We start from the raw sequence: 12,177 nt of genomic DNA, 5'->3' as shown, positions 1-12,177 counted from the left end.
TCATGATGCGGCGGGATGTCCCGCTGCTGTTGTGCCGGCGGGAGATCGAGGTGCTGCCGTCGCGGGGTGCGCGGACGATGGCGACGCCGCGGCGCCCGGCCCGGCAGGCGGCTGCGGCGCGGAAGCGGAAGCGGAAGCAGGCGCCGGATTCGGCGGCGACGAGGCGGGTTGGCTCGTGCGGGCACTCCCTGCCGAGCCTGACGCCGCTGATCCAGAAGCTGCTGGTCCTGAGCCCGCTGATCCCGACGCCGCCGACCCCGAACCCACTGCCCCTGAACCCGCCGCTCCCGATCCCGCCGACCCCGAACCCGCCGCTCCCGAACCCACCGCCCCCGAACCCGCCGCTCCCGAACCCGCTGCCCCCGAACCCGCCGCCCCAACTGCCGGCGGCGCACGCAGCCCACCGTCCAGCGCGGTCCTACGGGCGGCCATGTCGGCCTGTTCGGCACTACGCTGGGCGGCGCGATCGGTGGACAGGCGCGCCGCTTCGGCATCCGGATTGATCGTGTTGACGCGGATGCGTTCGACGTCGCCCACGCCCGCCAGCCGGTTCAACGGCACGTAATCCGTACGAAACACCAGTTCGACGCCGCTGCTCAGGTTGAGATCGGCGTGCGAGCTTTCGGTCGTCTGGGTCCGGTCGGTCGACACGTAGCCGATCGTGCTCTGCACATTGGCCTCCGCGCCCCACGGCCCGAAGCGCGCGCCCCCGCTCACGCCCACCGTGTTGCGCGTGTCGAACTGCGAGCCGCGGTCGTTGGCGGCGACACTGCTCGCGTCGATATGGAAATTCATCGCGGCGTTGAGCCGCCCGCTCTCGATGACGATGCGCTGCAAACCCATCTGCACCATCGTCGCGAGCAACTGCTGGCGGTTGCGGGCCAGCACCTGCTGGGCGAGCGGCACCAGGCGCTCGGGATCGGCGGCCGTCACCGCGTCGCCCGGCCCCAATCCCAGCGCGGTGCGCAGCGCCGCTTCCGCCGGCGGGGTCGCGCCCGCGCGCAACGCCAGCCGGGTCGACGCATCGCGCTCGGCCTGCAGTTCCTGCTGGCGCTGGCGACGCTCGTCCGGCGGCAGGCCCGCCAGTTCGTCGGCGTCGTCGGCGGCCTCGTCGTCGCCGGTGACCTCGTAGGCGGTGGGGAAATGCTCGGCCAGCCACTGCCGCGCGCCGGCGATGCCGACGTTGCTGTCCGCGAAGCCTTCGGTGGTCTGCGCGACATTGCGGATCAGGTCGACGAACGCGGTCAGCTGCTGCTGGTTCGAATCGTTCATCGCCTTGAAGACGCCCGTGATCAGCTCGGTCACGAAGCGCGGGAACGACACCGCGTTGAGCACGGCCCGGGTGGTGCCGGCCATCCGGTCGATGGCGGTGCCCGAATACGCCGAGCCCGCGTCCTGCGCGACGGCCAGCGCGGTGCCGGGACGCGCCGCGAGCTCGTCATGATCGACCGCGAGCGAGCCGATCCGTGCCAGTCCGGACGCGAGATCGCGGCGCATGGCCGGATCGAGTGCGCCGAAGCCCTGCTGCGCCGACAGCAGTTCACGGAGACGGTGGCGAACGTCGGGCCGCGGCACCGGCGAACGCGCGAGGTGGGCGGTTGCCGTCATCTCGGCGGCTCCGCCGCGCATCGCGCATTCCGCGTCCCGCAACACGTGAAGCACGGCCAGACGGGCGACGGCACGTCCGCCGCCGTCGGCACCCGGGTTCTGCCGCCCGTCTCGCGACGGCCTGAGCGACGCGGTTCCATGTCAGCTTCCGAGCGCCGCCCACGGGTTCGACGGCGCGGCCGGGCGCGCGGCCGGCGGCACGGCGCGGCCGTCGTCCGGGACGGAAGACACCTGGCCGTCGGGTTTCTCGCCGAGGCTGAGCGTCGCCTCGATCCAGTCGGCGGCGGAGGCGATCACCGGATTGTCGGTGCGCAGCAGCGGCGACGCGCCGTCCAGCGAATCCGCGACGTCCGCCAGCCATGCGATCACGGTCATCCCGGCTTTGCCGCGCCGGACATAGGCGGCAGGCTGGGCCGGCGGCAGCCGCGAAAGCCGGCCGATGCCGGCCACCACGCCCCAGATGTCGCGCGCGGCGAAGCCGTGACGCAGGTCGGCATGGCCGAGGATCGCGAACGCGTCCCTGAGCATGCCGACGATCTCGCCGGCCATGAACGCGGTCACGCCGGTACAGGCGGCGCCGAGATTCTGCGCGAGCGCGCGCGCGGCGTTGCGGACTCGCGCCTGGCGCCCGGGATCCCCGCCCGGGTCGGCACCGGGCGTCTCGTCGAGCTTGTAGAGCGCCTCGCAAAGCACGAGCATGCATTCCTCGAACTGGACGTTGCGCTCGGCATCCGCGGCCGCCGGGCCGTACGCGGTGCCGAACAAGCGTGCATAGAACGCCGCACGCTCGCCGGCCGCGAGCTTCTCGGCGCGGTGACGCCACCAGTTGGCGACCAGCGGCTCCGCGCCGCCGAGATCGACGCCGACGGCGCCGCTCGCCGACAGTCCGGCGAGCGCCTCGACGGCGGGGATCACGCCCGCGGGCTCGAGGTCGGCCGCCAGATAGAGCGACGCGAGCGCCCGCAGCTGCGCCTTGTCGACGCGCGCGGCAACGGGATCGGGAATCGCGATGTCGCCGAGCTCGTCGAGCGCGAACGCGAGGCCGTGCGCGGTCGCGCGCTCGACGAGCCGCTCCCCCGACCGGATGGCCGCCGCGAGCCCGGCATCCGCCGGCGGGACGATGAGCATGCGCGCCATGATTCAGTGCTGCCCGGCCGGCACGCCGGCGGCGGGGGCCGGCTTGTTGGGGTTGTACGGCGTCGAGTTGCCCTGGATCACCGACATCATCTCGGGCGTCGCCATCTTGTCGAGCGGCAGGTAGTCGCTCTTGAAGTTGACGCGGACCTCGCCCGACAGCTTCGCCTTCACCTCGGCCTTCGATTCGCTCGTGTCGTCGAGCGCCGACCCGACCGTGGCCACGTGTTCCTGCTGCCCCTCGAACGCGGCGTCGGCCGAATACGGCGTGTACCAGCTGCCGTAATGGGCATTGAGCGATTCCTTGTATTTCTGGCTCTCGCGGTCGTGCATCGACGCGGTGTAGGTGCGTTTCGCCGTGTCGCTGGCGCGCATGTCGAACACCACCTTGGCGTTGATCGACCCGTCGGTGACGACGATGCGGTTGATGCCGAGCATGACCATCGACGACAGCAGCTGCTGGCGCTGCTTCGCCATCTGCAGCCGCGCGGCGGTGACGAGGCGCAGTTCCGACTTGTCGTCGGACAGGTCGGTCACGGGCGGCTCGAGGTTGTAGTTCCGGCTGATCTCGGCAAGCCGCTGCTGCGCGTTGTCGCCCTGCGCCACCAGCCGCGTCGGGGCCGCCGCCGCGGCCGCGCCGGCGCTGTCCGCGTCGAACGCGTCGGCGCCGTCCTGCGCTTGCACCGACAGCACGTCGGGGAACGAATCGGCGAGATAGTCGCGGCCGGCGCCCTCGCTGATGTTGTCGCTCATGAACTGGGCGGTGGTCTTGGCGACATTGGCGATCAGCTCGCCGTACGCGCGCATCTGCTCGATCGAGCTTTCGACGATCGCCTGGAACACGTTCTTGATCAGGCCTCCTACGAATTTCGGGAAATCGACCTTCTGCACCATCTGGCCGAACTGCTCGACGCCCTGCTTCACCGCGCCGGCCTGGAAGTCCTTGCCGGCGAAGCCGGGATCCTGCGCGAGCTGGCGCTTGGTCGCGGTGACGGGATCGTCGGCCAGCGCCGCGGCGGCCGGCGCCGGACCCGGCTGCGCGAGCGGGTGCGCGAGACCGGTGGTCGGCAGTTCGCCGTTCGCCTCGCGCTCGGCGATTTCGGCGTGCACGCCGTTCGGGTCGGCCAGGTAGGCGAGCACCCGCACCGTATCGGCGGCGATGCGGCGGCGCTCGTCGTCGGGCAGGTCGAGGAATGACGGAATCGCGGTCAGCAGGCGGCGCACCTCGGGCCGCGTCGCGTCGAACGCGGCGGCGCTCGTGGGCGGCCGCACCGGGTGGAGCGCGTCGGGGGGAGCGGGCAGGCGCATGGCTCAGTTTCCCCTGGCCGCAGCCGGTGCCGGCGCGGCGGCCGGCGCCGCCGCCGGGGCTGAAGCCGCAGCGGGGGCGGACGCGGCCGGCGGCGTTTTCGGGCTCGGCAGCACGTTCGGATCGGCGGGCGTCGCGTTGCCGGTGATGGTGGCGATCATCTGCGGCGTCGCCATCTTGTCGAGCGGCAGGTAGTCGCTCTTGAAATTGACGTCGACCGCGCCGGACAGCTGGATCTTGGTCTGCATCGCCGCGTTGCTGGTTTCCGACGCGGCCGTCGACGCGGTGATGATCGGCTTGTTCTCGTATTCGTAGTCGCCCTTCGCGTAGTAGTCGGCGCTGTACTGGCGGCCGTTGTCCTTGTCGTTGCTGGAGTCGTACTTGCCGCCGCGATCGTAGGTGCCCTTGCCGGCGTAGGTCGACTGGACGTTGCCGTCCTTGTCGCGGGCGAGGTCGACCGCGGTGGCGCTGCGTTGCTTGGAAAGCGTGTCCTGCGCGCGCACGTCGTAGATGATCTTCGCGGAGATCTTGCCGTCGGTGACGACGATGCGGTTGATGCCCATCAGCACGATCGACGCCAGCATCTGCTGGCGCTGCTTGGCGAGCTGCATCTTGAAGCGGTTGACGATCGCCAGCTCGGAGGCCTCGTCCGACAGGTCGAAGGTATCGCCGTCGCCCATCTGCAGGCGCGCGCGCACGGTCTTCGACGCTTCGTCCGGGTCGACCCCGTCGCGCACCTGCACGCGCGGGCTCGGCGTGTCGCCGCTGTCGTCCATGCCGATCTCGAACAGGTCGGGAAACTGGCCGACCATATGATCGCGCGCCTGGTTCTCCGTCACATGTTCGTCGGCGAACTGGCCGAGCGATTTCGCCACCTGCGCGATCATTTCCTGATACGCCTTCATCTGCTCGATCGAGCTGTGCGTGATCGACTGGAACACGCCGCTGATCAGGCTCGCGACGAAGGTCGGGAACTTGACCTGGTTCAGCAGCTCGCCCGCAACCGCCGGGCCCTCGTGCGCGGCCGCCGCGGTGAACTTGGACTTGCCGATGCTGTCGACGGCCTGGTTGTGCGTCGAGAAATCCGCCTCGTGCGCGGCATGATCCGTGTTGTCGTCGAGCGCGCGCGCCGGCGCGGTGCCGACCCCGCCCGGAATCTCGTGGCCGGCGAACCCTTCGGGCCGCGCGAGGTAATCGGCGATCAACGCGGTGTTGCGCGCGATGTCGCGGCGATCGGCGTCGGGCATCGCGTTGAACGCCTGCGACCGGGTCAACATCTGCGCGACGCCTTGGCGCACCTCGTCGGCGGGCACCGGCGGCGTGTGACGCGGAGCGGCCGCCGCGGCGCGCGGCGGCGGCGGCGCGATCGGCGTGGAACGGGCAGCTTGCGGGAACATGGCGACCTCGCGGGAAACGCGTGACGAAGCGATTCGGATTCAGTTGGCCTGGGCGGGCGCGTCCACAGGCAGTTCGAACTCGATGGGGCGCAGGTAGAGACTCACGCGTGCCGGGCAGGCCGCGTCCGTGCGCAGGCTGATGATCGAGAAGCGGCCCGGCCAGTGCGCGTCCTCCGGCGTAAACGCCCCCATCCAGCGCTCGAGCGCCTGCAATCCGCGCGGACGCTCGGCGAGCCCCATCGTCAGCAGGCTGAGGAACGCGGGCGGCACGTCGGGGATCGCCGACAGCAGCACGTAGAGTTCGAAATCCGGCCCGTCCGGGCCGAGCCCGAACGCGAGCAACGCGCCGTGCGGCGGCAGGTCGAAGCGCCCGCCGAGCACCAGCCCCAGGAGCTGCATGATGCCGGGCAGCCGATGGCCGATGCCGAGCGCATCCATGACCGGCTGCAGATCGGCGAGCCGCAGCGCGCGGGTACACGCGAACGTGAGCCGCTGGCCGCCGAGATCGCGCTGGGCCGCCATCGTGGTGAAGAGCGGCTTGAGCCCCGGCACCATCTGCAGCGCGGCCTGGACGATGCCGGACAGGTCGCGGGGCAGGTTCTCGATCGTGCCGGCGTCGCCGGGCAGCTCGTAGTACACCTTGGACGCATAGAGCCCGTCGCGGTCATAGCTGGAGCCGAAGAACGCGCCGTAGTCGAGGTTGCCGCCGGGCCGCGCGAAGCCCCGGAACGGCTCGCTCGCCTGGTCGAACCAGTGCAGCGCCTCGCGGCCGATGAAGTCGCGGATCAGCTTGCGCATTTCACGGGTCGACTCGTCGCGCCGGTCGATCGCCGACGCCTCCGGCGGCAAGGGCTCGATCGTGAAGCGCAGCTTGCCCGGCTGGCTTTCCGAGAAGCTGGGCTCGAACGGCACCGCCATCGGCATCAGCGCGTTGTCGCGGAACCGCAGATCGTCGGCGCCGTCGCCGAAGGTGCGCAGGAACAGGTCGCGCGACGGCGCGAATGGATCGGCGGTGCCGAGGCTTCGCGCGGCGCTTTTCAGGCGGCGTTCGACCCGGGCGACGACCGGTTCGCGGATTGAGGTCAGGGGCATGGCTCGGCTCCGGCAGGGTTCGAAAATGGCGCGGCACACGCGACGCCGCTTCAGTGCGGACGGTTCGAGTAGTAGCTCGCGCCGTTGTGCGTGCCGACACCGTAGCCCGCCTTCACCGGCACGCCCGCGCCGAGGCCGACGCCGGCGCCGATGTCGCCGACGCCGTCCAGCATCTCGCGCGCCATCGCCGGGATCGGCACCGGCTTCGAGGTCATCTGCGGCGCCTCGCGCGGCTGCGAGAACTGCTCGATCTGCGTATCGGTGGTCGCGGTATCGGCCAGCCACAGCTCGCATGCGTTGACCAGGTCGTAGTCGGTAGGGTCGACGGTCGACTTGTGGTTCGACGAGACGTCCGGGTTGGCGATCTGGTCGATGCTGAGCAGCGGGCCGGTCGCCTTGTTGACGCGATCGACGTTGTTGGCCAGCCACGCGGTGATGATCGTGCCGCAGGTCGCGAGCGTGCGATAGCGCGAGCTGGTGCGCGCGCCGCCCAGGTCGTAGGTCGCGACCTGGTCGATCACCTGCCACATGTCCTTCGCGCCATAGCAGCCGCGGATCTCGGGGTCCTGCAGCAGGTCGATCATGAACTTGACCTGCGACTGGATCTCGCGCGCCGCGTAATGCGCCATGCCGTAGCCGTGCAGCGACAGGTTGCCGGCGAGATCGCGGGCGGCCTTGCGCACCTGCTGGTGGTTGATCGGGTTCGGCACGCTCGCGCGCAGCAGCGAGTCGACCTCGGTCTGTCGCACGAACGACGACACCGACGACACGAAGCGGATCCACAGGTCGTTGAACTCGCGATTGCCGGCCGTGTTCGGATCGCCGCCCGGCACGCCGAGCGTGATGGCCGCGAAGTTCTTGCGCTCCTGCTCGGAGATGCGGTTCGGCGTTTCGCGCCAGTAGCGATAGAGCAGCTTGCCGGCATTGCCCGGGCCGATCGGCAGCGTGCCGTGCTGGAACTGCTCGACGATGCGGTCGACCACCTGGAACACCTTGAGCTCGTCGAACATCGCGGCGACGATCATCGGGCCCATCACGCGCACGTTGTCGGCGACGATGTTCGCGTCTTCCAGATCCTCGAGGTTCGGCAGGTCGATGCCGAGATCGGCGATCGCGTCCTCGCCGCCGATGTTCTGGACGGTGTTCAGCTCCTCGTTGATGCGGCGGCGCAGCTGCGGCTCGTCGGCCTGGATCTTGCGGGCCTGCAGGCCGCGCATCACGCGCGCGAATTCGGTGGTGACCACGCCCGGCTGCTCGCCGCCGCGGCCGTCGGGATCGCCCTCGATGCACAGCAGCGCCAGCACCCGCTGCGCGAGCCCACCGTACGAATTGGCCTCGCCCACCGCCGCGAAGAACTGGCGGGTAAAGGCGTTCATCAGCACGTTGTCGCCGTCCGGCACGGTCTTGCCGCCGTCGACCTTCACGGGCGGCGGCGTGGCCCCGTCCACCGTGAGGATGCCCAGCACCAGCGCGACGAGCGTGATCGACACGGCCTCCGGGTCCGAGCCGTTCGCGCCATTGGCGCCATTGGTGCCATTGGCACCGTTGGCGCCGCTCACGTCGCCCGCGTCGAACACCAGCTGGCCGTTGACTTCGGAGAGCAACGGCGGATTCACCAGCGACTTGCTGGCGAGCAGTTCGCGGGTGGCGACGAACAGCGGATCGCACACCTGCGGCACGCCGTCGGACGGCTTCGTGTCGTAGACGACCGCGAGGATGGCCTTGCACAGCGCGAGCTGCTCCCGCTCGGCGGCGACCGGCGGCCGCTTCAGCGACTCGAGCCGGTTGACGATATCGACCAGCCCGTCGCGTGCCCGGGTCTCGAGGTCGACGAGGTCGAGGAAGCGGACTTGATTGTTGACATGAAACATTTAACTTCTCCTTGAAATCCGGTCGGTTCGGGGGAGTGAGCGGAATCCCGTGCGCCAGTCAGCCGTCGTCGGCACGGCCGTCCTTGCCCGTGCAACCGTCGTCGCCCGCCGCTTCGTACGCGTCGATGCGGCCGGACAGCGCCTGCAGCGCCGCCGCCGCGTCGAGAATGCCGGCGCCGCAGCCGTCGGCCGCGCCGGGCGCGAACGGGCGCGCGGTGGCGACGACCAGGTCGCGTACCGTCGCGCCGTCGAGCGGATAGGCGCGGCGCTGCGCGTACGCGACGAGCAGCGCCGCGGCGCCTGCGACGAACGGCGCGGCGAAACTGGTGCCGGTCGCGAGCTGATAGGCCTCGATCGCGCTCGTCAGCACCCGTTCGCCCGGCGCGCACAGCGCGACGTGCGGGCCGCGCGTCGAGAACGGGGTCGGCCGGCCGTCGTCGCCGACGGCGCCGACCGCGATCACCTGCGGATAGGCGGCGGGCCAGTAGCGGGTCACGGCGCCGTTGTTGCCGCTCGCGGCCACGAGAATGCAGCCGCGCGCGGCGGCATACGCGACCGTGTCGGCGTGCGGTTTCGGGCGGTTGGCGGCGATCGTCGCGTCGTCGGTGCCGAAGCTCATGTTGATCACCTTCGCGCCGAGGTCGACCGCGAGCTTGAGCGCGCGATCGAGGTCGGCGATCGCGCCGAGCCCGATCGCATGCGCCTTGCCCGGCAGGCGGGCGGCCGCCAGCGCGCGCATCGGCAGGATGCGGCAGTCGCCGCCGAGCCCGCGCGGCATCGCCACGCCTTCGGCGGCGATGATGCCCGCGCAGCCCATGCCGTGACCGACGAAGCGGTCCTCGGGAAAATCGCCGCGATGGCCGTGACCGCTCAGCAGCTGCACGCCGGGCGACAAGTCACCGGGCTCGAGACGCACCGTATCGGCGCCCGCGCGGAAGGCATGCGCGAATTCGGGATGCTGGCGCGCGATGCCGCTATCGATCAGACCGACCGTGACGCCGCTGTCGCCCGGCTCGATCGCGTGCGCGGCGGCCATGCGCACCAGCGCGCGCGCATCCTGCGCAACCCGCGCGGCCGGCGGCACGGGCGCCAAGCGGCCGGGCGCGTCCATCGGGACCGTCGCCACGTAGTTGGGCGTCACGCTTTCCACGGTCGCGAGCTGGGCGAGCGAGTCGCACAGCGCACCGATCGGCGTGCCCGCCGGCACGCGCAGCAGCAGCGTGCGGGCCATGCCGGTCGTCTGTTCGATCGCGTCGTAGCCGAGGTGCGCGTGCCCGGGCACCCAGCGCCCGGCCGCCGCGCTGAACGGGCGCACCGCGAGAAAGCGGCCGGCGAACGCAACCAGGATGCGGTCGACCGGGCCGCCGTCGATGCATTGCGCGGCGGCCAGCGCGCCGCGCGTCACGTCGCGGATCGACGGCACGTGCTCGGGCGCTTCGCCGAGCGCCAGCTTGACGAGCAGGCTGGTCGGCAGGCTGAACTGACGCTCGCCGGGCGATGCCCACGGCGTGCCGAGTGCATGGATCGTCATGGCCGCGCCTCCTCCTGGCCGGGCACGGCGGCCAGGGTCATGGGCCTGGCCGCGGGCGCCGACGGCGGCGCGAATGCGCTCAGGTCGAACGCCAGCGCGGCGGCATGGCGGCTCGTCGGCGAGACGGCGAGTTCGCCGGCCCACTGGTCGCGGCCGGGCGCGAGCAGCAGCTCGTCGTCCGCCGATTGCAGCACCGCGACCGGGCGATTGCCGATCCGCACCAGCGGCGCGTGCGTGCCGTTGACGAGATTGCGCCCGATCACGCGCAGCAGCGGCGCCGCATCGGGCTGCGCGTCGGTGGCGGGCGCCACCGGCTCGATCCGCTCGACGCTCGGCGCGGACGCTCGGTCGAGCGCCCGGCGCAGCCGGTCCACGGACAGGTTGGTGACGCGGCCGATCGCATGCACCATGTCGCGCTGCTCGGCCTGCCGAAATTGCCGGACCGTGCGCACGCCGGCCCATTCCAGCCGCTTGCGGTCCTCGGCCGAGAGCTCGTCGCCCAGCGCGTCGAGCGGCTGGTCCTTGCTGTCCTCGGACAGCGCGATCGCGTTCTCCTCGATCGCCGGCCGCGTGATGGTCGTGAAGACGAGATGGAACGTGCTGCTGTCGGTGTCGCCCGGGCCGGCGGGACGAATCCACACCTCGCTTTCGACGAATTCGACATGGGCGCGCAGATCGAGGTTGACGTCCTTGATCGCGAAGGTCAGCGGCAGGTTGAGGTTGCGCGCCTTGATCGCCATCGCCGCCTGCGCGTTGTCGAGCTGGCTCTGCACGGCCTGGATGAAATCCTCGAGGCGCAGGCTGGCGTTGCTGTTCATCGCACCGCTCCGTCGACCGGCACGGCTTCGAGGACGATCGCGAGCCGCGCCGGCTCCGCATCGAAGGCCGTGCGGGTCAGGAACTGTGGCAGGTCGCCGACCAGCTCGATGCCGTCGGCGCCCTGCGCGATGCGCAGGTCGAGCGGCAGTTCCATCGCCATCGAGCGCACCCGCAGCCCTTGCGCCGCGCCCGCGGCCAGCTGTCCGGCAACGTCGGCGAACGCGCCCAGCGTCTCGCCCAGCGGCCGCGGCGCAATCATGTGGGTTCTCCTCGTGCGGATGCGGGTGCGGGTGCCGCCGGCGCCGCCGGTGCCGACGAAGCCGATGAGGCCGACGGGGCGGCGGACGCGGCCGGCAGCGCAGGCGCGGCGGCGGGCGCCTGCGTCGCGGCGGGAACGGGCGCCGCCACCGGCGCCGCAGGCTGGGCGGCCGTCGCCGCCGGCGGCGCGATCCGCGCCGCCGGCCGGCTGTGCCGCTCCAGCAGATTGCGCGACGCCTCGTCGACGAAACGGTCGAGCGGCAGCGTCTCCGATGCGAAATTGATGCTCACCTTTCCGGTCAGCGTCGCCTTGAGATCGGTGTCGGTTTGCGCATTGACCGCAACGGTCGAGACCGTGGTGACGACATCGCCCGACGTTCCCCGTCCGCCCCAGGTCGTCTGCCCCGACGACGGGTCGTTCGACGTCGCATACTGCACGGCGGCGCGATCGCGCGCCTTGGCCTGGAAATTGAGGCTCGCCGCGATCGTCCCGTCCTTGACCACGACCCGCTGCATGCCCAGCAGCACCATCGTCGACAGCGTCGACAATCGATGCTGCGCGACGCGCTCGCGGGCGCGGGGCAGCACCACCGATTCGAGCGTCTGGGTATCGAACGCGCTCTCGGCCGCACCGAAATCGGCGAGCCACGCGGGCGCGGGGGCCGCGTCGTCGTCGCCGGGCCGGACGACCGGCGCGAGGCGGTAATCGCCGCCGTCCTGCGTCAGCGTCACGTCGTGCGGATACTGCTCGACCAGCCACGCGCGCGCCTGCCCGTCGGTCACGTTCTCCTGCGTGAACTGGTCCAGCGGCTTGGCCACCGCGCCGACCAGGTCGGCGAAACTCTCGACCTGCTTGATCGAGCTGTCGACGATCGCGTCGTAGGTGCCATGCACCAGGCTCGCGACGAAGGTCGGAAAGTCGATCGCATCGGCGAGCGCCGCCGCACGTCGGCCGATGGCGTCCGTCGCCTTCTCCTTGGCGGGCGCCGACCCGCCCGGGGCCGCGGGCACCGCGCCGCCGGCCGGCATCGCTTGCGGCAATGCGCCGTCCTGCCTGCCCGGGTCGCCCGATCCGGACCCGTCGACGATCTCGCGGCCGAACGCGTCGCGAGCAAGAGCCACCGCGGGCGTGAGCGCGCCGCGGGGTGGCGGAGGGGGAAT

The 12,177-nt window shown here is 71.2% G+C and carries 10 protein-coding genes; all 10 read right to left on the bottom strand.

What is annotated here, in order from left to right:
- Positions 1-1,629 (bottom strand): hypothetical protein, encoded by a 1,629-nt coding sequence (locus U5A56_RS17915; RefSeq protein WP_321923736.1) that lies wholly within the window; start codon positions 1,627-1,629, stop codon positions 1-3.
- 120 nt (positions 1,630-1,749) lie between these two features.
- Entirely contained in the window at positions 1,750-2,745 is a 996-nt protein-coding gene (locus U5A56_RS17910) for a hypothetical protein (RefSeq protein WP_321923734.1), read from the bottom strand.
- Between the two features lie 3 nt (positions 2,746-2,748).
- Positions 2,749-4,050, bottom strand: coding sequence for a hypothetical protein (locus tag U5A56_RS17905; protein ID WP_321923732.1), 1,302 nt, complete (start codon positions 4,048-4,050; stop codon positions 2,749-2,751).
- 3 nt (positions 4,051-4,053) lie between these two features.
- Positions 4,054-5,445 (bottom strand): hypothetical protein, encoded by a 1,392-nt coding sequence (locus tag U5A56_RS17900; RefSeq protein ID WP_321923730.1) that lies wholly within the window; start codon positions 5,443-5,445, stop codon positions 4,054-4,056.
- A gap of 39 nt (positions 5,446-5,484) precedes the next feature.
- Complete coding sequence (locus tag U5A56_RS17895) at positions 5,485-6,537, bottom strand: hypothetical protein (protein WP_321923728.1); 1,053 nt, start codon at positions 6,535-6,537, stop codon at positions 5,485-5,487.
- A gap of 50 nt (positions 6,538-6,587) precedes the next feature.
- The gene (locus tag U5A56_RS17890; RefSeq protein WP_321923726.1) at positions 6,588-8,408 is read right to left on the bottom strand and encodes a hypothetical protein; all 1,821 of its coding nucleotides are present in this window, start codon (positions 8,406-8,408) and stop codon (positions 6,588-6,590) included.
- Positions 8,409-8,466: 58 nt separating this feature from the next.
- The gene (locus U5A56_RS17885; protein ID WP_321923724.1) at positions 8,467-9,939 is read right to left on the bottom strand and encodes a S8 family peptidase; all 1,473 of its coding nucleotides are present in this window, start codon (positions 9,937-9,939) and stop codon (positions 8,467-8,469) included.
- A complete protein-coding gene (locus U5A56_RS17880; RefSeq protein ID WP_321821352.1) occupies positions 9,936-10,757 on the bottom strand; it encodes a hypothetical protein in 822 nt (273 codons plus the stop codon). The genes U5A56_RS17885 and U5A56_RS17880 overlap by 4 nt, the downstream gene beginning before the upstream one ends.
- Positions 10,754-11,017 carry a hypothetical protein gene (locus U5A56_RS17875; protein ID WP_321923722.1) on the bottom strand — a complete coding sequence of 88 codons (264 nt, stop codon included), beginning with the start codon at positions 11,015-11,017 and terminating at the stop codon, positions 10,754-10,756. The genes U5A56_RS17880 and U5A56_RS17875 overlap by 4 nt, the downstream gene beginning before the upstream one ends.
- Complete coding sequence (locus U5A56_RS17870) at positions 11,014-12,138, bottom strand: hypothetical protein (RefSeq protein ID WP_321923720.1); 1,125 nt, start codon at positions 12,136-12,138, stop codon at positions 11,014-11,016. Before U5A56_RS17870 ends, U5A56_RS17875 begins: the two co-directional genes overlap by 4 nt.
- Positions 12,139-12,177: the final 39 nt, after the last annotated feature.

This window comes from Burkholderia sp. BCC1998 (assembly GCF_905339875.1).
In the GTDB taxonomy this organism is placed as follows: domain Bacteria; phylum Pseudomonadota; class Gammaproteobacteria; order Burkholderiales; family Burkholderiaceae; genus Burkholderia.
This window is presented reverse-complemented; position numbering and strand designations above follow the sequence as displayed.

Bases quoted from the DNA above. Each gene is read 5' to 3' on its own strand.
- U5A56_RS17915 (WP_321923736.1), bottom strand. From the start codon at position 1,629: ATGCGCGGCGGAGCCGCCGAGATGACGGCAACCGCCCACCTCGCGCGT.
- U5A56_RS17910 (WP_321923734.1), bottom strand. From the start codon at position 2,745: ATGGCGCGCATGCTCATCGTCCCGCCGGCGGATGCCGGGCTCGCGGCG.
- U5A56_RS17905 (WP_321923732.1), bottom strand. From the start codon at position 4,050: ATGCGCCTGCCCGCTCCCCCCGACGCGCTCCACCCGGTGCGGCCGCCC.
- U5A56_RS17900 (WP_321923730.1), bottom strand. From the start codon at position 5,445: ATGTTCCCGCAAGCTGCCCGTTCCACGCCGATCGCGCCGCCGCCGCCG.
- U5A56_RS17895 (WP_321923728.1), bottom strand. From the start codon at position 6,537: ATGCCCCTGACCTCAATCCGCGAACCGGTCGTCGCCCGGGTCGAACGC.
- U5A56_RS17890 (WP_321923726.1), bottom strand. From the start codon at position 8,408: ATGTTTCATGTCAACAATCAAGTCCGCTTCCTCGACCTCGTCGACCTC.
- U5A56_RS17885 (WP_321923724.1), bottom strand. From the start codon at position 9,939: ATGACGATCCATGCACTCGGCACGCCGTGGGCATCGCCCGGCGAGCGT.
- U5A56_RS17880 (WP_321821352.1), bottom strand. From the start codon at position 10,757: ATGAACAGCAACGCCAGCCTGCGCCTCGAGGATTTCATCCAGGCCGTG.
- U5A56_RS17875 (WP_321923722.1), bottom strand. From the start codon at position 11,017: ATGATTGCGCCGCGGCCGCTGGGCGAGACGCTGGGCGCGTTCGCCGAC.